This window comes from Flavobacterium wongokense (assembly GCF_021608265.1).
Lineage (GTDB): Bacteria > Bacteroidota > Bacteroidia > Flavobacteriales > Flavobacteriaceae > Flavobacterium > Flavobacterium wongokense.
The window spans coordinates 572,982-598,388 of the sequence record NZ_JAKIHP010000002.1 but is presented as its reverse complement, the minus strand read 5'-3'; the positions used below and the strand labels follow the sequence as shown (position 1 = coordinate 598,388).

Here is a 25,407-nt window from a genome sequence, read left to right as displayed (position 1 = left end):
TATTTATTGAATCAGGATTTTACCCTGTTTGCGGTTTCCGTTTTCCTGTTTTATGCTGTAAATATAAATTCCCTTACTAAGCGAGTCCGTACTGATTGTAGTGCTGCGGCTATATGACTTTTGGATTAATAACCGCCCATTCAGGTCATAAATCATAAGTTCGGAAATAATATCATTATTGGATTCGATGGTTAAGTTGCCTGTTGTTGTGTTTTGGTAAAGTTGGATTGCGGCAGCATTTTCCTGTTCCTCAATCGATAACGGTATGCTTAGATTGACATTGTCGATGTAATAGTAAGCACATGCGTTAGTAATTGCTGTAGAAAACTGTTGTATTTGCATGCTGGTATCGTTAACAAAGCTTCCAAAAGTAATATACTGATAGGGTTGATCTGCAACGAACTGATAGCTTAACAACTGCCAGCTATTGCTGTATAAAATCCCATTATAGGTGTATTGCGGTATTACAGTGGTTATAGGATCGGAATTAAAAACGCCTCCCTGCTGTAGTGGTGTTGTGGTTAGGGCAACACTGAAATGATCGGTTCCTAAACCTCCATACTTTATAGGCGCGTTTCCGTTTGAGATATAAAATGAGAGCTGATACGTTTGACCAACCACCAATGGATTGTCCCATCCTGCAGTTAGGTATTCCCTGAAATTTGGATGGGTTGACTCATAAATGGAAATGCCCATCACAGCATTACCATGTTGAGGATGTACCGTTGAAGCATAAGTGTCAGGCATTTTACCATACCCTGTTCCATTCATGTGAAAATAATCTGGTGAACCTCCGCCATCGCAATTGTCCCATCCATTGCACCAATAATATTGTCCTTCGGCATATGGTAATATCATATTGGTTTCAAAACTTCCATTATAAATAACGTTTTGCGAATAAAAGAATGTAGGTAAGAATAATAAAATCAGGTAATGTAATTTTTGCTTCATAAGATAAAGTTGTAATTAGTTTATTAGATTGTGGGGTAATCTGCTTCAAAGATAAGATAAATATGTCATAAAAAAATCCCCAATAGTTTAAGCCATTGAGGATTATATTTTAAAAAAAGGTTATGTTCTTTTATTCGTGGACGATAACCCATTCACCGGAAGCAATCATGCTTTCAGCTTTTTTGTATTTCATGGATTCCGTTTTGCCACTCATAACGTGTTTAATGGTAACATTGTCATTACGGTTGATTTTTGGCTGCTCACGAACGATGGTTTCAGTAACCTGAGGACGTTGGGAAGCAGCTTCTCCAGCCTGACGGTTTGCACTTTCGCTACTTTCGATTTCGTCTTTGCTTTCAGTATAATTCTGTTTTTCACGAACTTGTCTTGCTTCCTGTATATTTTGCTGTTGCGGCAAATCACCTTTGAACAAGAAAGAGATTACTTCTTTGTTAACCCCATCCAGCATGCTTCTAAACAGGTTAAAAGCTTCGAGTTTGTAGATTAGCAATGGGTCTTTTTGCTCATGAACTGCCAATTGAACCGATTGTTTCAATTCGTCCATTTTGCGTAAGTGCTTTTTCCAGGCTTCATCAACAATTGCAAGCGTGATGTTTTTTTCGAAATCAGCTACCAATTGTGCTCCTTGTGTATCGTATGCTTTTTTCAAATCGGTTACGACATTCAAGCTTTTGATTCCATCCGAGAACGGAACGATGATCCTTTCAAATGTATTGCCTTCCTTTTTGTAAACATCAGTAATGATAGGCAGGGCTTCACGTGCACTTCTTTCGGTTTTTTCAGTATAATAAGCCATTGCAGCTTTGTATACCTTACCGGTGATTTCCATTTCGGATAATTTCTCAAATTCCGTTGACGAAATCGGAGAAGTTATCGAGAAATAACGAATCAATTCAAACTCAAAGTTCTTGAAATCGTTCGTTCCTTTATTTTCGCTTACAATTAATTCACAGGTATCATACATCATATTGGCGATGTCGAGTTTCAAACGTTCTCCGTGCAATGCATGGCGACGACGTTTGTAAACGACTTCACGTTGCGCATTCATTACATCATCGTATTCCAATAAACGTTTACGGGTTCCGAAGTTGTTTTCCTCTACTTTTTTCTGAGCTCTTTCAATTGACTTGGTCATCATTGAATGCTGGATTACCTCACCTTCCTTCAATCCCATTCGGTCCATGATTTTCGCCACACGGTCAGAACCGAATAAACGCATCAGGTTATCTTCCAAAGACACATAAAACTGTGAACTTCCCGGATCTCCCTGACGACCGGCACGACCTCTCAACTGACGGTCAACACGACGCGAATCGTGACGCTCTGTACCAATGATTGCCAATCCACCGGCAGCTTTAACTTCTGGCGTAAGCTTGATATCGGTTCCACGACCAGCCATATTGGTTGCGATGGTTACTACTCCGGGTTTACCTGCTTCAGCAACAATTTCTGCTTCTTTTTTGTGCATTTTTGCGTTCAGTACGTTGTGGTTTACACCGCGTATTTTCAGCATTCGGCTTAATAATTCTGAAATCTCTACAGAAGTTGTTCCGATAAGAACCGGTCTTCCAGCCTGAGACAATTGGGTTACATCTTCAATAACCGCGTTGAATTTTTCACGAACCGAACGGTAGATCAAATCTTCCTTATCCTGTCTTGAAATTCCACGATTGGTTGGGATTTCAACAACATCCAGTTTATAGATTTCCCAAAGTTCTCCTGCTTCAGTTACAGCGGTTCCGGTCATACCAGCGAGCTTGCTGTACATACGGAAATAGTTTTGTAACGTAATCGTAGCAAATGTTTGAGTTGCTGCTTCAATCGTAACCTGCTCTTTGGCTTCAATTGCCTGGTGCAGTCCGTCTGAATAACGACGGCCATCCATGATACGTCCTGTCTGCTCATCGACAATCAAAATCTTGTTGTCCATGATTACATATTCTACATCCTTTTCGAACAGCGTGTAAGCTTTCAATAATTGTGTAAGCGTATGGATTCGTTCCGATTTCACACCGAAATCCTGGAATAATTTTTCCTTGGCTTCTGCTTCCTTATCTTTTTCAAGGTTTTGTTTCTCGATATTGGCAATTTCAGTTCCGATATCTGGTAAAACGAAGAAATTCTCATCTGTATCCTGTGAAAGGAATTTGATTCCGTTATCTGATAGTTCAACCTGATTGTTTTTCTCTTCGATTACGAAATACAAGGCTTCATCAACTTCCGGCATTTTGCGGTTGTTGTTCTCCATGTATTCGTTTTCTGTTTTTTGTAAAAGTGCTTTTACACCTTCTTCACTTAAGAATTTGATTAGGGCTTTATTTTTAGGCAGTGCTCTATAAGCTCTCAACAATTGGAAACCTGCATCCTTATTGTTTCCTTCTTTGAACAAACGTTTGGCTTCGGTTAAGAATCCGTTTGCCAACTGGCGTTGTAAATTGTATAGGTTTTCGATTTTTGGCTTCAGTTCATTAAACTCATGACGGTCGCCATCTGGAACTGGTCCTGAAATAATCAATGGTGTTCTGGCATCATCAATCAATACCGAATCCACCTCGTCGACAATCGCATAGTTGTGTTTTCTTTGAACCAAATCTTCCGGCGAATGCGCCATATTATCACGTAAGTAGTCGAAACCAAATTCGTTATTGGTTCCGTAAGTGATATCCGCTTCATAAGCTTTTCTACGCGCATCGGAGTTTGGCGAGTGATTATCAATACAGTCAACAGTAATTCCGTGGAACTCGAACAAAGGCGCTTTCCAGGTACTGTCACGTTTTGCAAGATAGTCGTTTACTGTTACCAGGTGAACCCCGTTTCCAGTCAATGCATTTAAGTAGAGTGGAAGTGTAGCCACAAGGGTTTTTCCTTCACCTGTCTGCATCTCGGCAATTTTACCTTCGTGAAGCACGATACCACCAATCAATTGAACATCGTAGTGAATCATGTCCCACGTGATTTCCTTACCGGCAGCATTCCATTGGTTTGCCCAATTGGTTTGATCGCCAACTAAAGTAATATAGGGTTTTGTAGCAGAAAGTTCTCTGTCTTTTTCAGTTGAAGTAACTGTAATTGTTGCGTTTTCCTTAAAACGTCTTGCGGTTTCCTTGATTACGGCAAAAGCTTCCGGAAGGATTTCCAACAATACTTTTTCGGAAATATCATAAGCTTCTTTTTCAAGCGCATCAATAGCATTGTAGATGTCTTCCCTTAAATCGATATCGGCTGTATTTTCAGCTTCCAGTTTTTTGGCCTCAATATCTGCATCCTGCTTCGCGCGGGCTTGTTTTATTTTTTGCTTGAATTCAGCAGTCTTAGCTCTTAGCTCATCGTGTGAAAGAGCTGCCAAAACTGGTTCTAAGGATTTTATTTTGTTGATATAGGGTTGAGTGGCTTTGACATCCTTTTGGGATTTATCGCCTACAAAAGCTTTAATGATGGTATTTATGAAACTCATAATTTAAGTTGGTATTATAATTTTTTAAGGTGTGCAAATTTAAACAAAAAAAAAGCCCTCAATGGACTTTTCTCTTGGTGTAATTGTAATATTTTTTAATATTCATCCTCGTTCCAAAGATAATCTTCGTCAGTTGGATAATCTGGCCAAATTTCTTCCATAGATTCGTAGATTTCTCCTTCGTCTTCTATAGATTGTAAATTCTCTACTACTTCTAGTGGAGCACCAGTTCTTATAGCATAATCAATAAGTTCATCTTTGGTTGCTGGCCAAGGCGCATCGCTTAAATACGAGGCTAATTCTAATGTCCAATACATCTTCTATGATTTTTAATATTATGCAAAAATAAATTTTATACTGAAAAAGTCAAGTTTTTTTTGATTTATTTTTAAATATGTTTAAGAACGTGGTTTAGCGCGTGTTCAGTGCTTTGTTTTTTAGTATTCAAATGATTCTTAAACAAAAAATTCCTTACTAAATTTTACAGATGCTACTTTCGTGGTATCCATTGCACTTCATCGGCGTGCAGGTCAAATGACAACTTCCGTGCCAACACGAAAAGGTAGTCAGAAAGTCGGTTCAGGTACTTAATAACAAGCTCATCTGTTGGTTCCAATTCGTGTAAATGTACGGCTAAACGCTCGGCTCTACGGCACACACAGCGTGCTATATGACAATATGACACCGTAGTATGTCCACCAGGCAAAACAAAGTGTGTCATTTGTGGCAAAGAATCTTCCATTGAGTCGATTTCCTTTTCCAAAAATTCGATATCGGTTTCAACGATTCCCAAATTTTGTAGTCGAGGCTGACCATTTTTAAGTGTTTCCTTTTCTGGCGGTGTTGCGAGGATTGCACCTACGGTGAATAATCGGTCCTGTACCTCAATCAGCACATTCTTATACAAAGTATTGATTTCCTGGTCGCGGATTAGACCTATATGCGAATTGAGTTCGTCAACGGTTCCGTAGCTTTCAATGCGGATATGGTGTTTTGGGACACGGGTTCCACCAAAAAGAGCTGTGGTTCCTTTGTCGCCGGTTTTAGTATAGACTTTCATCTTAAAATATTTTCATCAAAATTAATGTATTAATTCTAATAAAGCATTTACAAATTTACTTTGTGCATCTGCCGATTGGCTAAAATATAAATCGGGTTCTATGCATTCTATTTCCATCAGGTAGAGCTGATTGTCCATTATGATTCCGTCAACTCTGGCATACAATAATTTTTCCTTGAATGTATCGACAACTTTCTGCGCCTGGTTTATTAAATCCTGGCTTGGTTGAATAGGAGTATAGTTTCCGCCAAATTGAATCTGAACCCTAAAATCGCCTTGAGCAGGTTTTTTATTGACGCAATGCGAAAACCTTTTGTTGAAAAAGATAAAGGAAGTTTCACCTTCTGAAACAATTTCAGGCCTGAATTCCTGCAGCAAAAGCTCTTTTTGGGCAGCTATATGCCGGTATTGCAGATTGATTTGCTGCTGCTGGTTGATTTCAAAAACTTCAGTAAGATAGGAACCTCCGGAATAGGCAGGTTTTATCACAGCCTTTTCCCAATGATTCGGAATTAACTGAGCCAAATCCAATTCAGGGGTTTTATCTATAAAAACAGTGGGCAGTATTTTAATTCCCTGCTGCTCTAAATCCCGAAGATAGAATTTGTGCTTGTTCCTTTGAATGATTTCAATGGCGTTCAGGGTTTTGATTCCCGATTGCTGAATATAATCAAGCCACGCATTGAATCGGACTTCTTTTTCAAAATAGTCCCAGGTATTCCTAAAAACCAGATAATCAAATTCGTTCCAGTCAATAGTCTTGTCATCCCAAATGGCTGCTCGGGCATCGATATTATGCTCGGCCAGTTCTGGGATTAACAATTGGTCGGTTTGGTAAAGTCCTGGAAGCGCTTCACAGGTTAACAATGCAATTTTCATAGCGGTATTTTGTTCAGGTTTTGTCGAATCAAAAATAGAGGTTTTGCCGAATCCTTGTCGGACAAATTCCAGACAAATATCGCAAACATCCAATCCTATAAGTGATCCGGATTTGGGTTATCGCTTTCAATCATTCCGTCGCGTAAACGTATGATACGGTGCGCATATTTGGCAATGTCTTCTTCATGGGTTACCAGGATTACCGTATTGCCATTTTTGTGGATGTCGTTAAAAAGATTCATGATTTCAACCGAAGTTTTACTGTCAAGGTTTCCTGTTGGTTCGTCAGCCAAAATGATTGAAGGTTTGTTGACCAAAGCCCTTGCAATGGCAACACGCTGGCGTTGTCCGCCCGAAAGCTGGTTGGGCTGATGGTCCATTCTGTCAGAAAGGTTTACCTGAGTCAGTACTTCAGTGGCGCGTTCGTTTCTTTCTGCTTTGGAATATCCGGCATAAATCATCGGTAATGCCACATTGTCAAGTGCCGTAGTTCGTGGCAAAAGATTAAAAGTCTGGAAAACAAAACCAATCTCCTTGTTTCGGATTTCGGCCAAATCGTCATCATGCATCTGACTTACATCGTTTCCGTTTAATATATAAGTACCCGATGTTGGCGTATCCAAACAGCCTAAAAGATTCATTAGGGTTGACTTTCCTGAACCTGATGGTCCCATTAAAGCAACATACTCTCCTTTATCTATATTTAAATCAATGCCTTTTAAAACGTTGATGATTTCATTTCCAAGTTGGAAATCGCGCTTTAATTTTTTGATGTTTATTAATGGTTTAGCCATTTTTTGATGATGATTTTTTTACTTTGATAATAAACCTTAAAGGTCTTGGTGCGTAAAAGTAAGAAAAGAAAATTAATTTATAAGCTGATGCAGCCACTGACCAAATAGGTATCCGAATTTTGCCAGCATAATTGCACTGAATACGACAACCATTCCCAACAAAATCTTGTATGCTTTCGATTTTAAGAAGCCCTGAGTTTCCATAACATAAATTTTAAGTTATAGCCATAAGTAGGTTTGTTACGGGAATTGTTACAATTGGCAAGGCTTAAAGCGGGTTTTTATAATCAAGATGTTGCAATTCTGTAAAACCTTTGTGAAATGGTGTAACAACCCGCCCTTCTAAACCCTATAATTTTACATCATACAAATAACCAAACAAATATTAACTAATAACAATATCATGAAAAAGAATCTATTTACCCTTGGAATCCTCGGAACGCTGACAGCAGTTTTATCATTCACATCCTGCAAAGATGAAAAAGCTGAACAAGCCGAAAAATCAGTTAATAATTATGTAGTCTATGTAGACTCGGTTGGAAATGTAGCGGCTGATGATGCCAAAGCCAATTGGACAGCAATTGATGCCGAATACCAGGCAAGAGTTTCTGCAGCCGAAGCATCTGCAGCCGACAATGAAGCCTGGAGAGAAAAAATGGCAGCGAGTAAAGCAAAGTATGAAGCCTTAAAAGCCAAATACGAAGCAGAAGCAGCTGCGGCCGCTGCAGAAGCAAAACCTAAAACACCAAATCAAAAAGTAAGAGATATTTTCTTTGGTGCAGATAAAGTAGGTGAAGACATGGATTTCTCATGGGTTAACAAAGATAACATTTTGCAGACGTATCAAAACTTTTTAGATTCTTATGAAAAACATAAAGGAGAATTCTCAAGAGAAGATTATGATGAAGTGAAATTGCTTTATGAAGCATTGGATGCCAGAAAAAACACAGTTGAAAAAGAAGGTTTGTCTTCTGAAGACAACAACAAGATTGCCTCTATAAAATTCAGATTTGCCCCTATGTTCAAGGTAAACAGGATTGGTGCTAAAGCAAGAGAAAATACTGAAGCCAAAGAGGAAGCAAAATAAGGATATAAAGTTGAAATAAAGATAAAGTTGGTTTTTAATGAGAAATGGCGGGCAGGGATGGCCGCCATTTCTTTCTTTATATTCTAATCAAAAAATGCTCTTTAGGCTGCTCGTGCCTGAAGAAAACAATTCCCCATTGAAACGTATCAATTGTGGCCGTAACTTTTGAATGCCCTTTGATTATTTCCCAAGCTCCTTCCATGTCTTTTGACCAATGGATGTCATCAAAAATCCAAACACTATCGTTAGTAATTGTTGGTAATAATAATTCGAAATAATCCAATGTTGCTTTTTTGGAATGATTACCATCAAAATATATAAGATTTACGATGGACGATATACGATTAAATTCTTTTAAATAGGCGGAAAATTCGGTTACCTCGGTTCGAATGTTATTTAAATTGAATTCTTCAAACTGATTTTTAGCAACTGAACTTGTTTCAGCGCAGCCTTCCAATGTTGTGATTTTAGCGTTTTTGTTTCCTAAAGATAGGGCAGATGTTGCCAAGCCTAAAGATGTACCTATTTCCAGGATATTTTCCGGTTGGAAATAATTCGTAATCCTATATAATAATTGCGCTCGTTTCTCTGAGATTCCAGCATTACATGCAATCTGGTTTATAGCTCTTTTGTTGCTTTTAAAAACCCTGGAACCAGCTCCAAAATCGGTTACTTCAATTTTTTTTTTGTTAGATAAAAGTGAATTCCTGTACTTTTTCAGGATTGAATATTCGGGATATTTCTTCTTGTCATAAAAACATTTGGTCACTAATGAAAATACGAATGGCGAATGCACTCCGTGTTCGTTTTTGGAGTTCCAAAGGAATTTCAGATATGATTTTATGATGAAAAACATTATTCCATTTTTGAAGAAAGCTCAAACCAACGCTCTTCCTTTTCTTCGAGTTTTTTAATGATGGATTCCAATTCCTTTGCTTTCGGGGTAATATCGGCATCGGCAACCTTTCCTTCTGCAAATTGGTTTTCGATTTGCTTTTTCTCGTATTCCAAATCCTTTATTTCGCGCTCAATCTTGTTGAATTCCTTTTGTTCATTGAAATTCAAACCAGTAGAAGTCGTGCTGTTTTGTTTCCAGTTGGTTTTTTCTGTAGAAACATTGTTAAGGTTTTTTGGCTCAGCCGAATCTTCATAAGCACGGAAATCGGAATAATTCCCAGGGAAATCCTCAATCTGCCCTTCACCTCTGAAAATGAACAAATGGTCTACAATCTTATCCATAAAATATCGGTCGTGCGAAACCACCAACAAACATCCGGGATAATCCAAAAGGAAACTTTCCAAAACATTCAAAGTCACAATATCCAAATCATTCGTAGGCTCATCGAGAATCAAAAAATTCGGATTCTGAATCAAAACCGTACACAAATACAGTCGTTTCAACTCGCCACCACTCAGTTTTTCAACAAAATCATATTGCTTTTTCGCATCAAATAAGAAACGTTCCAATAACTGCGAAGCCGAAATAATCTTCCCTTTTGTAAGCGGAATGTATTCTCCATATTCCTTAATGATATCGATGACTTTCTGTCCGGGTTTCGGATTGATACCGCTTTGGGTGTAATAACCCACTTTTATCGTATCACCAATAACGACCTTCCCTGCATCGGGAACCATCGTTTTGGTTAGGATATTCAGGAATGTTGATTTTCCGGTTCCGTTTTTTCCAATGATTCCAATGCGTTCGCCTCGTTGGAAATCGTAACTGAAATTCTCAAGGATTACACGGTCCTTAAATTTTTTATACAGTTTGTGAAGCTCAATGATCTTGCTGCCCATGCGCTCCATATTGATTTCGAGCTCTACCACATTTTCCTTTCTACGGCTTTCGGCAACTGCCTTGATTTTATAAAAGTCATCCTGTCGCGATTTCGATTTGGTGGTTCGTGCCTTAGGCTGGCGTCGCATCCAGGCCAATTCCTTTACAAAAAGGTTCTGAGCCTTATCAACCGTAGCATTTTCCATCGCAATGCGTTCTTCTTTCTTTTGAAGGTAATAGGAGTAGTTTCCTTTATACGAATACATTTTCCCGTTGTCCAATTCGATGATTTCATTGCAAACGCGTTCCAGGAAAAACCGGTCGTGCGTTACCATAAACAACGTGATGTTTTCCTTTGCAAAATAACTTTCCAGCCATTCAATCATCTCCAGATCCAAGTGATTCGTAGGCTCATCCAATATCAGTAAATCAGGACGATTGATTAGGATTATAGCCAAAGACAAACGTTTTTTCTGTCCTCCGGAAAGCGATTTTACTTTTAGTTTTAAATCATCTAATTTCAGTTTGGATAAGATTTGCTTGAACTGCGTTTCAAAATCCCAAGCGTTGTGGCTGTCCATTTCGTCAAAAGCCAATTGGTATTTTTCCTCGTCTTCGGGATTTTCCAATGCCTTTTCATAACGCTCAATGATATGCAGAATCTCATTATCCGAAGCAAAAATACTTTCTTCAATCGTCAATTCATCCTGAAGCTGGTTGTTTTGGGAAAGAAAGGCCATTTTCAAACCTTTGCGGATTACAATCTGACCCGTATCCGGTTCGTCATCGCCATTTATCATTCTCATGATTTGGGTTTTTCCCGAACCGTTTTTGGCAATGAAGGCAATTTTCTGATCTTTGTTGATTCCAAAGGAAATGTCCTTAAATAAGGTTCTTTCGCCAAACGACTTCGATATGTTTTCTACTGAAAGGTAATTCACGGGTAACAATTTTTTGCAAAAGTAGATTATATTTGTCAAATGCAACTATCGGTTATCATCCTTAATTATAATGTGCGCTACTTTTTGGAGCTCTGTGTTTTGAGTGCACAAAAAGCCATTCAGAATATCGAAGCCGAAATCATTGTCATCGATAACAATTCTTCTGATGACAGCTGCGCGATGATGAAACAGCGTTTTCCTCATATCAAACTGATTGAAAATACCGAAAACTCGGGTTTCCCAAAAGGGAATAACATTGCGGTAAGGGAAGCCAAAGGAGAATATATCTGCATTTTAAACCCCGATACGGTAGTTGCCGAAGATACCTTTGAAAAGGTTCTGGCTTTCGCCAAAAGTAAAAGCGATTTAGGGATTGTTGGTTGTAAATTAATCGATGGAACCGGAAACTTTTTACCCGAAAGCAAACGCGGAATCCCAACACCTTGGGTTGCCTTTACCAAGATTTTTGGTTTGTACAAATTCTTCCCGAAATCGGCACTGTTCAATAAATATTACGCCCAGCATCTGGGTGAAAATCAAACCGGAAAAGTTGATATTCTCGTGGGTGCCTTTATGGTTATGAAACGCGAATTGTACAATCAGTTGGAAGGTTTTGATGAAAACTGCTTTATGTACGCCGATGATATAGATTTGTCCTATCGTACGTTATTGTTGCAAAAGCAAAATTATTATTTCCCCGAAACTACAGTCATTCATTATAAAGGAGAAAGCACCGTGAAAGATGCCACGTACATGAAGCATTTCAGGGATTTCCTGAACTTTTTCTACAGCAAGCATTTTAAGCAGTCGTTGTTTTTTAACCTAATGGCGCGATTGGGTGCTTTTTATTTTTCGGTTGTCAAGCTTTTTCAGGGCAAGCCAAAAGCAAAAACACCACCATCTCAGTATATCTTAGTTTCTGATAATGAAACGACAAGGGAAAAATTGGAAGCCAAACTTCAAAAAAACGTCGAAAGAACGATTTCGGAAAACGGAAAAATAGTATTTTCGCAAACGTTTTCGAACAGGAAAAATGCCGAGATAATTTTAGATGCCAACTATCTAGACCTTAAGGAAGCAATATCCTTTTTCGAAACCCATAAAAACAAGTCGTTTACTTTTAAACTGTTACCAATGCAAAGCAATTTTATTATTGGAAGCAACAGTAGTAACGATAGAGGCGAAGTAATTAATTTATAGAAAAACAGGATAATCGCTTTTTCTTTTATTAATTTTGCAGTCAAATTGAAAAACACAACTTTAGTTTACAGATATGGCAAAGTTTGAATTGAAATTACCTAAAATGGGTGAAAGCGTTGCGGAAGCAACGATTACAAATTGGTTAAAAAGCGTAGGCGAAAAAATTGATGCCGATGAAGCCGTTCTGGAAATCGCTACCGATAAGGTAGACAGCGAAGTTCCAAGCGAAGTTTCAGGAACCTTAACCGAAATTTTATTCCAGGTAAACGATGTGGTAAAAGTAGGGCAGACCATTGCTATTATTGAAACCGAAGGCGGAAGCGCTGCACCAAGCCCGGTTGCGGACTCGAGCGATAGCGAACAGGCGAAGCAAACGGCTGCTGCACCATTTGCTGTTTCTGAAGTAACAAAAACGGTTGAAGCCGCAAAAGAAGCTGTTGCTCCGGCAGATTTCAAATCATCAGACAAATTTTATTCTCCTTTAGTTAAAAACATCGCAACTGCAGAAGGAATTTCTGTAGCCGAATTGGAAACCATTGCAGGTTCTGGAAAAGATGGTAGGGTTACCAAAGAAGACATTTTAAATTATATCAAAAATAGAGGAAGCCAACCTGAAGTTGCTGCTCCGGTTGCAACTCAAGCTGCACCAGCTCCTGCTACTCCATCAGCTCAGGCTGTTCCGGTTTCAGTAAATGGCGGAGACGAGATTGTAGAAATGGACCGTATGCGTAAACTGATTTCAGGTTATATGGTCGCTTCGGTACAGACTTCGGCTCACGTACAGTCTTTCATTGAAGTGGATGTAACGAATATCGTAAAATGGAGAGACCGCGTTAAGAATGCATTCGAAAAACGCGAAGGTGAAAAACTAACGTTTACGCCAATCTTTATGGAAGCTGTAGCCAAAGCGTTGAAGGATTTCCCTGGGATGAACATATCTGTTGATGGTGAGTTTATCATCAAACGTAAAAACATCAATCTTGGAATGGCAGCAGCCCTGCCAAACGGAAACCTTATTGTTCCGGTAATAAAAAATGCCGATCAACTGAATTTGGTTGGAATGGCAAAAGCCGTTAACGATTTAGGAAACCGTGCTAAGGCAGGAAAACTAAAACCAGACGATACACAAGGCGGAACGTATACAGTGACAAATGTTGGAACTTTCGGTTCGGTGTTTGGAACGCCAATCATCAATCAGCCACAGGTGGGAATCCTGGCACTTGGTGCCATCAGAAAAGTGCCGGCTGTGATTGAAACTCCTGAAGGTGATTTTATCGGAATCCGTCAGAAGATGTTCCTTTCACACTCTTATGACCATAGAGTTGTAGATGGAGCTTTGGGTGGAAGCTTTGTAAAACGCGTCGCAGATTATCTGGAAGCATTTGATGCAAATAGAGAATATTAAAATAGAAAACCCTGGCTAATCGTCAGGGTTTTTTTATTGGGTTGGAGATTAATTTTCTGCTTCTACAGCTACCGGAGTTTTTATTATTTCTCCTTCTACAATGAGCGTCGACTTTTCTGCAAAACGGTATTCGCCCTTCTTAAAAATCTCATCGTTTGCTAAACGTACTTCATAGATGTAAACACCTTTTGGCAGTTCATAGAAATATTCCTTTCCGTCTTTTGGAATTACCAGCTCTTTCCTGATTTCGTCACCATCTTCGGTTTGGCGTGAAATGATAAACGTGATTTTTTCTTCCAGTTTGTTTTTGATGCAGACCGTTTCGATATAAATGCTGTTCGAATTTTTCTGTTTGGATGCACTAAAAATGGTAATTAAACCTCCAAATAATAATTCGCCTCCTCTGATGATGTTCACTGCGTCCGATTGCGGAAATGCCATCATTGGGCATAACAGCAATGCAATAAATGCCGATTTGAGTTTTGTTTTTGCTCTACTTTTTGAAATTGATTCCATGATGAAAAATGTTAAGGTTACGTAGAGCTTTGCATAGAGGAGCCTGTTTAAAATTATAGAGTAAAGTTGCCACTCAAATTAGGTTAATCCAACAAGCAATCTTTTAATCTTAATCACATTTCTTCTAATCTTCAAAAACTTTGTTTTGAATCCAAAAAATAACAAGAGTTTTTACACATTTGACATTAAGAGGAGAACGTCCAGTGCACGTTGGGTACTGGCTTTAGCTCGTCTGTTAACAATAAATGCCAAATGTTAAAATAACAAGACTTTTTACACAATAAAAATTTGATTATCACGTTATTAGTATACAAAACCACTAACTCATCTTTTAATAATCTAATCAAATGACAACCGGAACTAAAATTCGTTATTTCAGAGAGAAAAAGAAATTATCCCAGGAAGAATTGGCACACTTAGTAGGAGTAAGCCAGGTGACCATCGGAAATTGGGAACAGGGCAAAAGCATCAAGCACGAATTTATACGGAAACTGGCCATGGCACTTGAGGTTTCTACGGATTTTTTACTGGAAGAGGTACAAAACTCAAATGTGCAGGCAATTTCGGATAAGCAGACTGCTGGGAATGATTTTGAAATCATCATCAAAGCGCCCAATCATTTGTTTGATGATTTAAACAAAAAAATGGATTTTATCATCAACCGTTTTGGAAATGTAAAATAGATTTATAGCTATAGTATTGCAATTCAATCCCGATTTCGAAAATCGGGATTTTTTAGATAAAAAAAACAATGTAATCGATTAAAGGTAATTTCAATATTTTATATTTGTCAACTCAATTTTTTAAAATGGAATTAAAACTCACACGTCCTATTTGCTTTTTCGATTTGGAAACCACCGGTATCGATGTTGCTAAAGACAGAATCGTGGAAATTGCTATTTTCAAGGTATTTCCCAACGGCAATAAGGAAAGCAAAACCTGGCTGGTGAATCCAACAATTCCGATTCCGGCATTTGCTACAGCAGTCCATGGCATTACCAATGAAAAAGTGGCCAACGAACCAACGTTTAAGGATTTGGCTTCACAAATCCATACAATGATTAAGGATTCTGATTTGGCCGGATTTAATTCGGATCGCTTTGACATTCCGCTTTTGGCCGAAGAATTATTGCGTGCTGAGGTTGACTTTGACATGAAGAACAGGGTTTCGGTTGATGTGCAGACGATTTTCCATAAAAAGGAGGAAAGGACCTTAAGCGCAGCTTATAAATTCTATTGTAACGAAAGCCTGGAAAACGCCCACAGCGCCGAAGCAGATACCATGGCAACCTATGAAATCCTTAAAGCGCAATTAGACCGCTACACCGATTTGGAAAACGATATGAAAACGCTTTCCGAATTCACAACACGGAAAAAATCGGTTGACTTTGCAGGTTTCATTGCCTTGAATCCGGAAGGACAGGAGATTTTTACTTTCGGGAAACACAAAGGAGCTTTGGTTGATGAAGTCCTTGAAAAGGAACCGGGTTATTTTGGATGGATCCAAAACGCCGATTTTCCTTTGTATACCAAAAAAGTCTTAACCGGAATCAAATTGAGGAAACTGAACAATAAATTTAATTAGAACAAAGAGCAAAGAAGAAAGAGTAAAGATAATTTCTGAAGAATGTCTTGCTTCTTGCTTCTTGCTTCTATTCTCTTAATTATGAAAATAATCTGCATCGGAAGAAATTATGTCAATCATATTGAAGAACTCAATAATGAGCGTCCTGACGAACCTGTGATTTTCATGAAACCCGATACGGCAATCCTGCCAAAGAAAACGCCTTTTACCATTCCCGAATTCAGTAATGACGTGCATCATGAAATTGAGGTTTTGGTTAAAATCTGCAAGGTCGGAAAATATATTGACACCAAATTTGCCCATAAATACTACGATGAAGTAGGATTGGGAATCGATTTTACGGCAAGGGATGTTCAAGCCAAACTGAAAGAAAAAGGGCTTCCTTGGGAAAAAGCCAAGGCATTTGACGGCTCGGCAGTCATTAGCGAATTTCTGCCAAAAAAAGATTTTATTTCAGTTGAAAATATTACTTTTGAATTGCAAAAAAACGGAACAACTGCCCAAAAAGGAAATACAAGCCATATGTTGTGGAAGATAGACGAAATTGTCTCCTATGTTTCGCAATATTTCACCCTCAAAAAAGGAGATATAATCTTTACAGGAACGCCCGAAGGTGTTGCAAAAGTCAGCCCAAATGATGTTCTGGAAGGATTTATAGAAAATAAACAACTATTAAGATTACACATAAAATAATGGCAATAAACTACAACTTAGCAAAAGTTTACGCGCTTTCAGACAACGATGAAGAGTTCGTAATGCAAATCATCAACTTGTTTGTAACCGAAGTCCCGGACGACATGAAGGAAATTGATGAAGGAATCAAAGAAAAGGATCATAAAAGAGCCTATGCTTATGCCCACAAAATCAAACCAACATTGGATTTATTGGGAATGACGGTTGCACATCAGGAAATACTTGAAGTGGAAGCCTGGACAAAAAGAGAAGGAAAACGCAAGGAAATCAACGCCACTTTTGAAAGCATTCAAAGCCAGGTTGACAAAGCAATAAAGGAAATCAAAAAAGATTTCGATTTATAAAATAAGAAGCGATAGGTTCGGGAATTATCAGTAATGGTAATTCCCGTTTTCCGCTTTACAAGGTACCGCTTCAACCGGGGCTAATTAGTTAGCCATATTCTTCTTGTAAACAATAAATTCTACTTAATGAAGGCGACAATAGTCACAATCGGAGACGAAATCCTAATCGGGCAAATTGTGGATACCAATTCGGGTTATATCGCAAAAGCCTTGGACAGGATTGGAGTCCAAACCCTCGAAATGCTTTCCATTTCAGACGACAAGCAACACATTCTAAATACATTTTCATCATTACAAAACAAGATCGATCTGGTCATCATTACAGGCGGACTCGGACCAACAAAAGATGATATCACCAAGAAAACCTTTTGCGATTACTTTGACGACGTTTTGGTTGTGAATCAGGATGTTTTGTCTCACGTAACCGAAATGATTGAGGGTTTTTACAAACGTCCTATCACGCAACTGAATAAAGACCAGGCTTTGGTTCCATCCAAATGCGAAGTGCTTTTCAACAAAGTTGGAACCGCACCAGGTATGTGGATGAAAAAAGAAAATACCGTTTACATTTCATTGCCCGGAGTTCCCTTTGAAATGAAATATATTGTTGACAATGTAATCATTCCCAAAGTTGTAAAGGAATACAAGCGTCCCTACATTGTCCACAAAACCATTTTAACTTATGGCCAGGGCGAAAGCATGGTCGCAGAACGAATTGAAACCTGGGAAAACAATTTACCTGAATTCATCAAATTGGCTTATCTGCCCAATCCTGGAAGAGTGCGCCTGCGTTTAACAGCCCGAGGTGAAAATGAGGAAATGCTCAAAAAAGCGATTGCCGAAAATGTGCTGTCACTGAGCAAAATCATTGGCGATATCATTGTAGGTTTTGATGAAGAGGAAACGATTGAGGTGGTTATTGGGAAATTATTGCAGCAACAAGGCAAAACCATTTCCACAGCCGAAAGCTGTACCGGAGGTAAAATTGCGCAAATGCTGACTTCGGTTGCTGGAGCTTCAAATTATTTTAGGGGAAGTGTAGTGAGTTATGCTACCGATACCAAAATTTCGGTGCTTGGCATTGATGCTGAGGTTATTAAAAAGCATTCGGTTGTTAGTGCAGAAGTGGCGGAAGCAATGGCGTTGGGAATACAAAAATTAATGAAAACCGATTACGCAATTGCCACAACTGGAAATGCCGGACCTAACAAAGGAGACACTGATGCTGAAGTCGGAACCGTTTTTATCGCATTGATTACGCCAAAAGAAGTTATAGTGGAAGAGTTTAATTTTGGACAACCGCGTGAAAAAGTGATTGACAGAACGGCAAATAAAGCATTGGAAATGCTGCAGAAGGAAATTTTAAAAAATGCCCTAAGCTGAAAGGTGTTGATAAACTTGTTCAAAAAAAGCAATCTTCACTATCGGAAAAAAGCAAATAAAAAAAAAGAAAAAAAACTGCAATATTTTTTTTGCTCAATGATTTATTTTTCCTAAGTTTGCACCCTCGAATTGAATAACGATAAAAGATAAGCATAATGTCAAGAGTTTGTGACCTTACAGGAAAAAAAGCGATGGTAGGAAATAACGTTTCCCACGCTATGAACAAAACTAAGAGAAAATTTTCTGTTAACTTAGTTAAAAAACGTTTCTATCTTGCTGAAGAAGACAGATGGGTTACTTTAAGAGTAGCTGCTTCTACAATTAAAACAATCAATAAAAAAGGTTTGGCTGCCGTATTGAAAGATGCAAAAGCTAAAGGATTTATTGGATAATCCCAAACCATAAAAAAATAAAGTCAGATGGCAAAGAAAGGTAATAGAATACAGGTTATTTTAGAGTGTACAGAGCACAAAGGAACTGGACTTCCAGGAACTTCTCGTTACATTACAAACAAAAACAAAAAAAATACTCCAGACAGATTAGAGATTAAAAAATTTAATCCAATCTTGAAGAGAATGACTGTTCACAAAGAGATTAAATAATTCCGAAAGGGTTTAAAGATATAAATCATGGCAAAGAAAACCGTTGCAACGTTACAAACAGCTTCAAAAAGATTAACCAAAGCTATTAAAATGGTTAAGTCTCCAAAAACAGGTGCATATACTTTCGTTGAAAGCATTATGACTCCAGAAGAAGTAGATACTTTCTTGAAAAAGAAATAATTCAAACAAACTCTATATATCTAAGCTACTTTCATTCGGAAGTAGCTTTTTTATTTTTATATTTGCTCAACTTTTTTCACTAAACAATGAGTTTTTTTAAAAGAATATTCTCTTCTGAAAAGAAAGAGACCCTAGATAAAGGCCTTGAAAAATCAAGTACTTCCTTTTTATCCAAACTAACCAAAGCCGTTGCCGGAAAATCTAAAGTCGATGACGAGGTTTTAGATAACCTGGAAGAAGTTTTGGTTTCTTCAGATGTTGGCGTAAATACGACCCTTAAAATTATCGAGCGAATCGAAGAGCGAGTTGCCAACGACAAGTATATGGGAACCGAAGAACTCAACAAAATCCTTCGTGAGGAAATCGCAGGTTTGCTTTCGGAAACAAAATCGGGAGAAGAAACCGAATTCGTAATTCCGGCCAATAAGAAACCTTATGTAATCATGGTTGTTGGTGTCAACGGAGTTGGAAAGACAACTACCATTGGTAAACTGGCAAACCAATTCAAAAAGTCAGGCTATAAAGTGGTGCTTGGTGCTGCAGATACGTTTCGTGCAGCAGCGATTGACCAACTTCAGATTTGGGCTGACAGGGTTGGAGTTCCTTTGGTAAAACAACAAATGGGAAGCGATCCCGCTTCGGTAGCATTTGATACCTTGCAGAGTGCGGTTACCCAAAATGCCGATGTTGTAATTATCGATACAGCTGGTCGTCTGCACAATAAAGTAAACCTGATGAACGAATTAACCAAAGTAAAAAGGGTAATGCAGAAAGTGCTTGAAGACGCACCACACGATGTAATGCTGGTTTTGGATGGTTCTACAGGACAGAATGCTTTTGAGCAGGCTAAACAATTCACTGCAGCAACAGAAGTTACATGCCTTGCAGTGACTAAATTGGACGGAACAGCAAAAGGTGGTGTTGTAATTGGTATTTCGGATCAATTCCAGATTCCGGTGAAATATATCGGAGTAGGAGAAGGCATTGAAGATTTGCAGGTTTTTAATAAGTTTGAATTCGTAGATTCGTTTTTTAAATAAGATACAGCATGAACAAAATTACTTCTTTCTTTAAAGAATCATCACCACTAAAATTAATACTCATAAGTTTTGGTATTGCGGTACTGAGCTACTTCATCCAAAAACCACTCCCGAATATCTTTATGGGATTGCGATTGATTGCCTTTTTGTTATTTGTTTACGGATTGATCAGACTGCTTAATACCGATAAGAAGAAATAATTACTGATACAAAGCTGAAATTTTTTCCCAAAGCGATTCGTCAAAATCCGAAAGGGCTAAATTTTCACTGTCAGCAGCATCGCCCATTCTGATGACCACCATTTTTTTACTGGGCACCACATAAATTTTCTGGTCATTTTTGCCCAATGCCATAAACATGTCATTTGGACCTGTTGGTATAATGCTTCCCGGAAATTCCAATTGCACCTGAGGCATGTGGTAACTAGCCTTTCCATTCAACCACCAAAGGTAGCCATAAGCGAGATTGATATTTTGAGAAGTCGTAGAAGCCGCATTAAAATAAGTTTCGTTTACAATAACATTCCCATTCCATTTTCCTTTGTTCAATGCCATCAATCCAAAACGCGCCATGCTTCGGGTTGTGCTCCAATAAACAACATTGTTCCCCGATTGAATCCAGCTTCCGGTCATGCCTAATGGATCTCTCAGCTTTGCATTAAAATAACTGCTCCAACTTTGCCCCGAAGCAGAAGCTACAACATCCTGCAGTTTTACATATACATTGCTGTAAGCCCAGCGTGTTCCTGCATCAGCTTTGTAATTCAGGCTTGACGGCGTAACATCATCGCTGTAAACCCCATTTACATAATCATCAATTCCCGATGTCATCGAAAGCAGGTGTTTGCAGTTAATCAAATTTTCCTGAGCCAGGGTTTCATTCGTCCAGCCGGTTCCGATATAATCTGAAACCTTATTGTTGATGTTTACCAAACCTTCCTGCTGCGCAATTCCGGTTACAGTAGAAGTCAGTGTTTTTCCGGCACTTGCCCAATACCAAGGCGATGTTACTGAATGTCCGTTGAAATAATTTTCCATTACAATCCTTCCGTTTACCAAAATGATGAATGATTTGGAATGCTTTAATGCCAAATAATCCAGCAATGGCTGAACGGCATTTTGATTCCAGCCTAAATCTGAAATGGATTTTGTTTCCCAGGTTGCACTTCCGTCATTGGGCGGAAAATACATTTCTTCAGGATTTGAAGAGGAATCAGAGCTACAGGAAGAAAGGAAAAGTAAAAGAATTGGGAGGAAGTATATTTTTCTCATTAGTATAGAATTTGCCTTTGGACTTTAAAGATATAAAATAGTTTAACGCTTAAATTTTAATTTACATTTTCTAGCGCTTTGTAGATTTTAAAATTAAATTTGCGATAGGTAAATTCAAAATCAAAAATGAAAAAAATCGGAATCTTATTTTTTGTCCTGACGCTGATTTCCTGTCACTCGAATGTTTCAAAGGAAGATATCAAAAAGCTTAATGGTTATTGGGAAATTCAGCAGGTTAGACTGGCAAATGGCGAGAAAAAAGATTACAAGGTAAACGAAACGGTTGATTATTTTGAATTGAAGGATAATGCAGGGTTCCGTCAAAAAGTAATGCCACAGTTCGATGGAAAATTTAGGACAAATGGAATCAGGGAAAACATAAAAGTCATTGAGGATAAGAACTCCTTTTTTATCGAATACAATACAATGTATGGGAAATGGAAAGAGGAAGTCATTTCAATTCAAGACTCGGCTTTAGTCTTAAAAAACAAAGAAAACTTAGAATATACCTATAAAAAATTCAAACCTTTTTCATTTAAGTAATGGCAAAACGAACAAGCAACGAAAGTTCCATCAGTGATGTTTTAAAGGAGTTTATCGAAAAAAATAATCTCCAATCCGGCATGGATAAAATTGATGTTCAGGAAGCCTGGAAATCGCTTATGGGTAACGGCGTTAACAGTTATACGAAAGAAGTCGTATTGAAAGGAACGACACTATATGTTTCGTTGACTTCAGCAGTACTTCGCGAAGAGCTGAGTTATGGTAAACAGAAAATCATCAAGATGATTAATGAAGAATTAGGAAAGGAAGTGATAAAAGATGTAATCCTACGTTAAGTGTTGGTTTCCAAATCCTTAATATAGTCTTCGTATTCATAAAAGAACAATTCAAACTTCGTCATTTCCTGATTGAAAAAAGAAAAAATTTCGCCCCAGGTATTTTTATTATTCAGGCTGACACCTAATTTTTCGACCCAAATCCTACTAATTACTTTGCCATTTTCAAGATAAAAATTACGCTCAAAAATAGCTTCAGGAAGAAACTCCTCGAGTAAGATGTTCTTCAGTGATTCCATTTTTTCAAAATATATTTTACGCAACTCTTCGTCTTTCGGCTCAATGTCGAGCATGACCTGTGCCTTTTTATTGTCGACATAAAACTTAAAGGTGACATCCTTTATTTTGGTATCATACAACAGCCATTTCCTTGGGTAAACCGATGCAAATGCAACCCAGAATTCTTTTTTTATAAATAATGCTTCCTTTTTGCTGTACATTTTAGTTTGGTAAAAATTTGAATGCGTTGTTTTTTTGAGGTAACTTTATATTTCAAACCCTACGTTATGCACTTTAATGAGTTTTTAAAATATGCGCCAAAAATACTAAATGTTGAGCTACCGGCAACGCATGCCCATGCGAAAATGGTTCCGCCCAACAGGGAAGAATTGATTCGTAATACCGATTTTACCAAAATAACACCAAAAAAAGCAGCAGTCATGATGCTTTTTTATCCCAAGAAATTTCAAACCCATTTGGCTTTAATCCTTCGGACTTCCTATAATGGAGTGCATTCTTCACAGATTGCATTTCCGGGAGGAAAAGTTGAATTGGAAGATTTTGATTTGAAACAAACGGCACTTAGGGAAACCCATGAAGAAATTGGGGTTCATCCCAATTCCATAAACGTCATCCGTGCGTTTACTGAAGTCTATATTCCGCCAAGCAATTATATGGTGTATCCGTTTTTGGGTTATAGCCACGAGGAATTGGAGTTTGTACTGCAGGAAGATGAAGTGGCCGGAATGTTGGAATTTCCGTTAGCCGATTTTTTGGATGATGGAATCCTGAAAACAAATCCGATTAAGACTTCTTATGCCGATACTATTGATGTTCCTGGTTTTCAAGTCAATGAGCATTTTATTTGGGGTGCCACAGCCATGATGCTGAGCGAGTTGAAAGAAACATTGAAAATGGTTTTATAAAGGTTAAGATTTTGTAGATTTGCCACCCGAAACATTGGGAATAATAAAATTGAAATTATGGGATTATTTAAAAGAAATCCTTTTGGTCATATACTGTTCATCAAAAAGTGGTTGATACGTATTTTTGGTGCCATCACACACCGTCGTTACCGAGGTTTTAATGAATTGCAGATTGACGGTTCTGAAATCATTGCTTCACTTCCGGACAAAAATGTATTGTTCATTTCCAATCACCAAACCTATTTTGCAGACGTTGTTGCCATGTTCCATGTATTCAATGCCAGCCTTTCCGGAAGACAGGATAATATTAAGAATGTTGGCTATTTGTGGAATCCAAAGTTGAATATTTATTATGTTGCGGCTAGTGAAACGATGAAATCGGGACTGCTTCCGAGGATATTGTCGTATGTTGGTTCGATTTCAGTAGAAAGGACTTGGCGTGCAGGAGGAAAGGATGTAGAGGAGAAACGCGCCGTAAACCCGAATGATACGGAAAATATCAGGATTGCGCTTGAAGATGGCTGGGTGATTACCTTTCCGCAGGGAACGACAAAATCCTTTAAGCCTGTCCGAAAAGGAACTGCGCATATCATCAAACAATACAAGCCTATTGTGGTTCCGATTGTGATTGACGGGTTCCGTCGCTCGTTTGACAAAAAGGGACTGCGCATGAAAAAGAAGAACATCCTGCAGTCCTTCATCATCAAGGAGCCTTTGGAAATTGATTATGAAAACGAAACGATTGAGCAGATTGTGGAAAAAGTGGAATACGCCATTGAGCAGCATCCATCGTTCCTAAAGGTAATTCCTGCTGAGGAAATTGAGGAACAGGAACGATTAAATAAGCTTAGAGAATACCATGTAGATAAAAATAAAATCCCGACTTAACAGCCGGGATTTTATTTTATAAATCTATTTTCTTCAACTCCTTGTAATTCGTATTGAGTTTTCGAAGTAGTATTCCGTATAGCAACAAATAGATTACCCAGAAGATAAATACAAAAATCACAATTGCCAACAGCATTATCCCTAAAGTCTTGAACAGAAGGATATGATCCTGTTCGTGCGCGATTTTATCTTTCAGCAATTCCATCTTTGGGTTAAAAAGGAACTGGATGGCAAAACCTGCAATAAGGGTCAGGGCTGCCATTCCCAAATTGTACCAAACATAATACTGAACCGTTTTACGGGCTTTTAAAATGTCGTACATTAATTGTTTTGTGGATGCTGTCGTAGAGATCTTGATGTAGTTTTTATAAAAACGGTAGATGAACCACAAAATCACGGCATAATTGATAAAGTTTACCACTTTAAAATAAATGATGGTATTCTCGGCATGTATTTTCCTCATGTACTCGTCGGTGTTCCATATCACACTAACAGCAGTCCAAAACAGGACTTCAACAATGCTGATGATTAAAATCCATTTTACAATTGAAGACGACTTTTTATGGAGCATTTTATAGATTTCACCTTCTGAAACCTGCTCAAATTTGTGGGTGTCTTTCTGCCACGCTTTCTTTAATAAATCCAACTCTTCCATAATCCTTAGGGATTTAATATTTTTTTTAATTTTCCTTTAATCCGGTTCATTTTTACTCGGGCGTTAACCTCGCTGATACCCAATGTTTCAGATATATCTGTATAATCCTTGTCTTCCAGGTAAAGGAACACCAACGCTTTTTCGATATCATTCAACTGCTGCACTGCCTGATACATCAACTTGATTTGTTCTTCTTCCTCAAAGTTGTATTCGTCGTTGGACAAGAAGTGTTTTTGTCCTTCGTAACTGGTTGTGGCAACATTTCGGGTACTTTTCCTGTAGAGTGTAATCGCGGTGTTCAATGCCACGCGATAAGCCCAGGTTGAGAATTTAGATTCGCCTCTAAATTTGGGGAAAGCCTTCCATAACTGGATGGTAATTTCCTGAAACAAGTCCTTATGTGCATCTTCATCATTGGTATACAACCTACATATCTTATGGATGATGTTTTGATTGTCCTTTAATTGTTTTACAAATATTTGTTCCAGGTTGTCACTCATAGTCGAGTTAGTATAGAAAGCAGTGGTTTTGTTACAGTCTCAAAAATATAAAAAATTATACCGTCATATAATAATGTGCTGTAAAAAACAACCATAAAAAGCTTTGCTTTAGAAATCATATCAGTAAAAGTTGTGGCAAAATAGTATGCGCAAAAAAAATTGCCACAAAAAAATTGCCACAAAATTGTGGCAAAAAA

At 38.1% G+C, this 25,407-nt stretch carries 31 protein-coding genes; 17 read left to right on the top strand and 14 right to left on the bottom strand.

Translation table 11 applies throughout. From position 1 onward, the window contains the following. Positions 1-3: 3 nt before the first annotated feature. The 7 genes from L1S31_RS08835 to L1S31_RS14895 all read right to left on the bottom strand — a co-directional run bounded on the left by L1S31_RS08835 (position 4) and on the right by L1S31_RS14895 (position 7,363). Positions 4-951 (bottom strand): T9SS type A sorting domain-containing protein, encoded by a 948-nt coding sequence (locus tag L1S31_RS08835; RefSeq protein WP_236464365.1) that lies wholly within the window; start codon positions 949-951, stop codon positions 4-6. 130 nt (positions 952-1,081) lie between these two features. Next, the gene (secA, locus tag L1S31_RS08830) at positions 1,082-4,426 is read right to left on the bottom strand and encodes a preprotein translocase subunit SecA (RefSeq protein WP_236464364.1); all 3,345 of its coding nucleotides are present in this window, start codon (positions 4,424-4,426) and stop codon (positions 1,082-1,084) included. Positions 4,427-4,521: 95 nt separating this feature from the next. After that, a complete protein-coding gene (locus L1S31_RS08825) occupies positions 4,522-4,743 on the bottom strand; it encodes a DUF2795 domain-containing protein (protein ID WP_002986941.1) in 222 nt (73 codons plus the stop codon). A 173-nt stretch (positions 4,744-4,916) separates the two neighbouring features. After that, the gene (locus tag L1S31_RS08820) at positions 4,917-5,486 is read right to left on the bottom strand and encodes a cob(I)yrinic acid a,c-diamide adenosyltransferase (protein WP_236464363.1); all 570 of its coding nucleotides are present in this window, start codon (positions 5,484-5,486) and stop codon (positions 4,917-4,919) included. 21 nt (positions 5,487-5,507) lie between these two features. After that, entirely contained in the window at positions 5,508-6,365 is an 858-nt protein-coding gene (locus L1S31_RS08815; RefSeq protein WP_236464362.1) for an ATP-grasp domain-containing protein, read from the bottom strand. A gap of 95 nt (positions 6,366-6,460) precedes the next feature. After that, positions 6,461-7,159 (bottom strand): ABC transporter ATP-binding protein, encoded by a 699-nt coding sequence (locus L1S31_RS08810; protein ID WP_236464361.1) that lies wholly within the window; start codon positions 7,157-7,159, stop codon positions 6,461-6,463. 72 nt (positions 7,160-7,231) lie between these two features. After that, on the bottom strand, positions 7,232-7,363 hold the full coding sequence (locus L1S31_RS14895; RefSeq protein ID WP_255702228.1) for a hypothetical protein: 132 nt from the start codon (positions 7,361-7,363) through the stop codon (positions 7,232-7,234). 199 nt (positions 7,364-7,562) lie between these two features. Between L1S31_RS14895 and L1S31_RS08805 the strand changes: the two genes are divergently transcribed. Beyond that, on the top strand, positions 7,563-8,246 hold the full coding sequence (locus L1S31_RS08805) for a hypothetical protein (protein WP_236464360.1): 684 nt from the start codon (positions 7,563-7,565) through the stop codon (positions 8,244-8,246). 76 nt (positions 8,247-8,322) lie between these two features. Here the strand turns inward: L1S31_RS08805 and L1S31_RS08800 are convergent, their stop codons facing one another. Together L1S31_RS08800 and L1S31_RS08795 are read right to left on the bottom strand one after the other, a co-directional pair. Next, on the bottom strand, positions 8,323-9,102 hold the full coding sequence (locus tag L1S31_RS08800; protein WP_236464359.1) for an O-methyltransferase: 780 nt from the start codon (positions 9,100-9,102) through the stop codon (positions 8,323-8,325). Beyond that, complete coding sequence (locus L1S31_RS08795; RefSeq protein WP_236464358.1) at positions 9,102-10,964, bottom strand: ABC-F family ATP-binding cassette domain-containing protein; 1,863 nt, start codon at positions 10,962-10,964, stop codon at positions 9,102-9,104. The genes L1S31_RS08800 and L1S31_RS08795 overlap by 1 nt, the downstream gene beginning before the upstream one ends. A gap of 39 nt (positions 10,965-11,003) precedes the next feature. Between L1S31_RS08795 and L1S31_RS08790 the strand changes: the two genes are divergently transcribed. Together L1S31_RS08790 and L1S31_RS08785 are read left to right on the top strand one after the other, a co-directional pair. Continuing rightward, on the top strand, positions 11,004-12,164 hold the full coding sequence (locus L1S31_RS08790; RefSeq protein WP_236464357.1) for a glycosyltransferase family 2 protein: 1,161 nt from the start codon (positions 11,004-11,006) through the stop codon (positions 12,162-12,164). Positions 12,165-12,237: 73 nt separating this feature from the next. Then, a complete protein-coding gene (locus L1S31_RS08785) occupies positions 12,238-13,569 on the top strand; it encodes a dihydrolipoamide acetyltransferase family protein (protein ID WP_236464356.1) in 1,332 nt (443 codons plus the stop codon). A gap of 48 nt (positions 13,570-13,617) precedes the next feature. Here the strand turns inward: L1S31_RS08785 and L1S31_RS08780 are convergent, their stop codons facing one another. Further along, the gene (locus L1S31_RS08780; RefSeq protein ID WP_236464355.1) at positions 13,618-14,085 is read right to left on the bottom strand and encodes a hypothetical protein; all 468 of its coding nucleotides are present in this window, start codon (positions 14,083-14,085) and stop codon (positions 13,618-13,620) included. Between the two features lie 347 nt (positions 14,086-14,432). Here L1S31_RS08780 and L1S31_RS08775 point away from each other — a divergent pair, with 347 nt between their 5' ends. The 10 genes from L1S31_RS08775 (at position 14,433) to L1S31_RS08730 (ending at position 20,112) form a co-directional block, all read left to right on the top strand. Then, positions 14,433-14,768 carry a helix-turn-helix domain-containing protein gene (locus L1S31_RS08775; RefSeq protein WP_236464354.1) on the top strand — a complete coding sequence of 112 codons (336 nt, stop codon included), beginning with the start codon at positions 14,433-14,435 and terminating at the stop codon, positions 14,766-14,768. A 125-nt stretch (positions 14,769-14,893) separates the two neighbouring features. Continuing rightward, complete coding sequence (locus L1S31_RS08770) at positions 14,894-15,670, top strand: 3'-5' exonuclease (RefSeq protein ID WP_236464353.1); 777 nt, start codon at positions 14,894-14,896, stop codon at positions 15,668-15,670. An 81-nt stretch (positions 15,671-15,751) separates the two neighbouring features. Next, positions 15,752-16,363 (top strand): fumarylacetoacetate hydrolase family protein, encoded by a 612-nt coding sequence (locus tag L1S31_RS08765; protein WP_236464352.1) that lies wholly within the window; start codon positions 15,752-15,754, stop codon positions 16,361-16,363. Beyond that, positions 16,363-16,707 (top strand): Hpt domain-containing protein, encoded by a 345-nt coding sequence (locus L1S31_RS08760; RefSeq protein WP_236464351.1) that lies wholly within the window; start codon positions 16,363-16,365, stop codon positions 16,705-16,707. The genes L1S31_RS08765 and L1S31_RS08760 overlap by 1 nt, the downstream gene beginning before the upstream one ends. A 126-nt stretch (positions 16,708-16,833) precedes the next feature. Beyond that, the gene (locus L1S31_RS08755) at positions 16,834-18,090 is read left to right on the top strand and encodes a CinA family nicotinamide mononucleotide deamidase-related protein (protein ID WP_236464350.1); all 1,257 of its coding nucleotides are present in this window, start codon (positions 16,834-16,836) and stop codon (positions 18,088-18,090) included. Positions 18,091-18,245: 155 nt separating this feature from the next. Further along, a complete protein-coding gene (gene rpmB / locus L1S31_RS08750; protein ID WP_236464349.1) occupies positions 18,246-18,482 on the top strand; it encodes a 50S ribosomal protein L28 in 237 nt (78 codons plus the stop codon). 27 nt (positions 18,483-18,509) lie between these two features. Then, the gene (gene rpmG, locus L1S31_RS08745) at positions 18,510-18,692 is read left to right on the top strand and encodes a 50S ribosomal protein L33 (protein ID WP_035126304.1); all 183 of its coding nucleotides are present in this window, start codon (positions 18,510-18,512) and stop codon (positions 18,690-18,692) included. A 27-nt stretch (positions 18,693-18,719) separates the two neighbouring features. Next, positions 18,720-18,872 (top strand): DUF4295 domain-containing protein, encoded by a 153-nt coding sequence (locus L1S31_RS08740; protein ID WP_236464348.1) that lies wholly within the window; start codon positions 18,720-18,722, stop codon positions 18,870-18,872. 86 nt (positions 18,873-18,958) lie between these two features. Then, a complete protein-coding gene (gene ftsY, locus L1S31_RS08735; protein WP_236464347.1) occupies positions 18,959-19,912 on the top strand; it encodes a signal recognition particle-docking protein FtsY in 954 nt (317 codons plus the stop codon). 8 nt (positions 19,913-19,920) lie between these two features. Then, on the top strand, positions 19,921-20,112 hold the full coding sequence (locus tag L1S31_RS08730; RefSeq protein WP_236464346.1) for a hypothetical protein: 192 nt from the start codon (positions 19,921-19,923) through the stop codon (positions 20,110-20,112). Here L1S31_RS08730 and L1S31_RS08725 read toward each other — a convergent pair whose 3' ends face one another. Then, entirely contained in the window at positions 20,113-21,183 is a 1,071-nt protein-coding gene (locus L1S31_RS08725) for a serine hydrolase domain-containing protein (protein WP_236464345.1), read from the bottom strand. Between the two features lie 126 nt (positions 21,184-21,309). Between L1S31_RS08725 and L1S31_RS08720 the strand changes: the two genes are divergently transcribed. Then, entirely contained in the window at positions 21,310-21,726 is a 417-nt protein-coding gene (locus L1S31_RS08720; RefSeq protein WP_236464344.1) for a hypothetical protein, read from the top strand. Continuing rightward, complete coding sequence (locus L1S31_RS08715) at positions 21,726-22,022, top strand: DciA family protein (RefSeq protein ID WP_236464343.1); 297 nt, start codon at positions 21,726-21,728, stop codon at positions 22,020-22,022. The genes L1S31_RS08720 and L1S31_RS08715 overlap by 1 nt, the downstream gene beginning before the upstream one ends. Here L1S31_RS08715 and L1S31_RS08710 read toward each other — a convergent pair. Then, positions 22,019-22,462, bottom strand: a complete 444-nt coding sequence (locus L1S31_RS08710; RefSeq protein ID WP_236464342.1) for a DUF4268 domain-containing protein — start codon at positions 22,460-22,462, stop codon at positions 22,019-22,021. The genes L1S31_RS08715 and L1S31_RS08710 overlap by 4 nt on opposite strands. Positions 22,463-22,528: 66 nt before the next feature. On the opposite strand from L1S31_RS08710, the gene L1S31_RS08705 reads away from it, so the two are divergent. Together L1S31_RS08705 and L1S31_RS08700 are read left to right on the top strand one after the other, a co-directional pair. Beyond that, positions 22,529-23,167 carry an NUDIX hydrolase gene (locus L1S31_RS08705; RefSeq protein ID WP_236464341.1) on the top strand — a complete coding sequence of 213 codons (639 nt, stop codon included), beginning with the start codon at positions 22,529-22,531 and terminating at the stop codon, positions 23,165-23,167. A 57-nt stretch (positions 23,168-23,224) separates the two neighbouring features. After that, positions 23,225-24,055, top strand: a complete 831-nt coding sequence (locus L1S31_RS08700; RefSeq protein WP_236464340.1) for a lysophospholipid acyltransferase family protein — start codon at positions 23,225-23,227, stop codon at positions 24,053-24,055. A 16-nt stretch (positions 24,056-24,071) separates the two neighbouring features. Here L1S31_RS08700 and L1S31_RS08695 read toward each other — a convergent pair whose 3' ends face one another. Together L1S31_RS08695 and L1S31_RS08690 are read right to left on the bottom strand one after the other, a co-directional pair. Continuing rightward, positions 24,072-24,710, bottom strand: a complete 639-nt coding sequence (locus L1S31_RS08695) for a DUF8845 family protein (RefSeq protein WP_236464339.1) — start codon at positions 24,708-24,710, stop codon at positions 24,072-24,074. A 5-nt stretch (positions 24,711-24,715) separates the two neighbouring features. Beyond that, entirely contained in the window at positions 24,716-25,210 is a 495-nt protein-coding gene (locus L1S31_RS08690) for an RNA polymerase sigma factor (RefSeq protein ID WP_236464338.1), read from the bottom strand. Positions 25,211-25,407: the final 197 nt, after the last annotated feature.

Coding starts and splice junctions, on each gene's coding strand:
- L1S31_RS08835 (WP_236464365.1), bottom strand. CDS start 951: ATGAAGCAAAAATTACATTACCTGATTTTATTATTCTTACCTACATTC.
- secA (WP_236464364.1), bottom strand. CDS start 4,426: ATGAGTTTCATAAATACCATCATTAAAGCTTTTGTAGGCGATAAATCC.
- L1S31_RS08825 (WP_002986941.1), bottom strand. CDS start 4,743: ATGTATTGGACATTAGAATTAGCCTCGTATTTAAGCGATGCGCCTTGG.
- L1S31_RS08820 (WP_236464363.1), bottom strand. CDS start 5,486: ATGAAAGTCTATACTAAAACCGGCGACAAAGGAACCACAGCTCTTTTT.
- L1S31_RS08815 (WP_236464362.1), bottom strand. CDS start 6,365: ATGAAAATTGCATTGTTAACCTGTGAAGCGCTTCCAGGACTTTACCAA.
- L1S31_RS08810 (WP_236464361.1), bottom strand. CDS start 7,159: ATGGCTAAACCATTAATAAACATCAAAAAATTAAAGCGCGATTTCCAA.
- L1S31_RS14895 (WP_255702228.1), bottom strand. CDS start 7,363: ATGGAAACTCAGGGCTTCTTAAAATCGAAAGCATACAAGATTTTGTTG.
- L1S31_RS08805 (WP_236464360.1), top strand. CDS start 7,563: ATGAAAAAGAATCTATTTACCCTTGGAATCCTCGGAACGCTGACAGCA.
- L1S31_RS08800 (WP_236464359.1), bottom strand. CDS start 9,102: ATGTTTTTCATCATAAAATCATATCTGAAATTCCTTTGGAACTCCAAA.
- L1S31_RS08790 (WP_236464357.1), top strand. CDS start 11,004: ATGCAACTATCGGTTATCATCCTTAATTATAATGTGCGCTACTTTTTG.
- L1S31_RS08785 (WP_236464356.1), top strand. CDS start 12,238: ATGGCAAAGTTTGAATTGAAATTACCTAAAATGGGTGAAAGCGTTGCG.
- L1S31_RS08780 (WP_236464355.1), bottom strand. CDS start 14,085: ATGGAATCAATTTCAAAAAGTAGAGCAAAAACAAAACTCAAATCGGCA.
- L1S31_RS08775 (WP_236464354.1), top strand. CDS start 14,433: ATGACAACCGGAACTAAAATTCGTTATTTCAGAGAGAAAAAGAAATTA.
- L1S31_RS08770 (WP_236464353.1), top strand. CDS start 14,894: ATGGAATTAAAACTCACACGTCCTATTTGCTTTTTCGATTTGGAAACC.
- L1S31_RS08765 (WP_236464352.1), top strand. CDS start 15,752: ATGAAAATAATCTGCATCGGAAGAAATTATGTCAATCATATTGAAGAA.
- L1S31_RS08760 (WP_236464351.1), top strand. CDS start 16,363: ATGGCAATAAACTACAACTTAGCAAAAGTTTACGCGCTTTCAGACAAC.
- L1S31_RS08755 (WP_236464350.1), top strand. CDS start 16,834: ATGAAGGCGACAATAGTCACAATCGGAGACGAAATCCTAATCGGGCAA.
- rpmB (WP_236464349.1), top strand. CDS start 18,246: ATGTCAAGAGTTTGTGACCTTACAGGAAAAAAAGCGATGGTAGGAAAT.
- rpmG (WP_035126304.1), top strand. CDS start 18,510: ATGGCAAAGAAAGGTAATAGAATACAGGTTATTTTAGAGTGTACAGAG.
- L1S31_RS08740 (WP_236464348.1), top strand. CDS start 18,720: ATGGCAAAGAAAACCGTTGCAACGTTACAAACAGCTTCAAAAAGATTA.
- ftsY (WP_236464347.1), top strand. CDS start 18,959: ATGAGTTTTTTTAAAAGAATATTCTCTTCTGAAAAGAAAGAGACCCTA.
- L1S31_RS08730 (WP_236464346.1), top strand. CDS start 19,921: ATGAACAAAATTACTTCTTTCTTTAAAGAATCATCACCACTAAAATTA.
- L1S31_RS08725 (WP_236464345.1), bottom strand. CDS start 21,183: ATGAGAAAAATATACTTCCTCCCAATTCTTTTACTTTTCCTTTCTTCC.
- L1S31_RS08720 (WP_236464344.1), top strand. CDS start 21,310: ATGAAAAAAATCGGAATCTTATTTTTTGTCCTGACGCTGATTTCCTGT.
- L1S31_RS08715 (WP_236464343.1), top strand. CDS start 21,726: ATGGCAAAACGAACAAGCAACGAAAGTTCCATCAGTGATGTTTTAAAG.
- L1S31_RS08710 (WP_236464342.1), bottom strand. CDS start 22,462: ATGTACAGCAAAAAGGAAGCATTATTTATAAAAAAAGAATTCTGGGTT.
- L1S31_RS08705 (WP_236464341.1), top strand. CDS start 22,529: ATGCACTTTAATGAGTTTTTAAAATATGCGCCAAAAATACTAAATGTT.
- L1S31_RS08700 (WP_236464340.1), top strand. CDS start 23,225: ATGGGATTATTTAAAAGAAATCCTTTTGGTCATATACTGTTCATCAAA.
- L1S31_RS08695 (WP_236464339.1), bottom strand. CDS start 24,710: ATGGAAGAGTTGGATTTATTAAAGAAAGCGTGGCAGAAAGACACCCAC.
- L1S31_RS08690 (WP_236464338.1), bottom strand. CDS start 25,210: ATGAGTGACAACCTGGAACAAATATTTGTAAAACAATTAAAGGACAAT.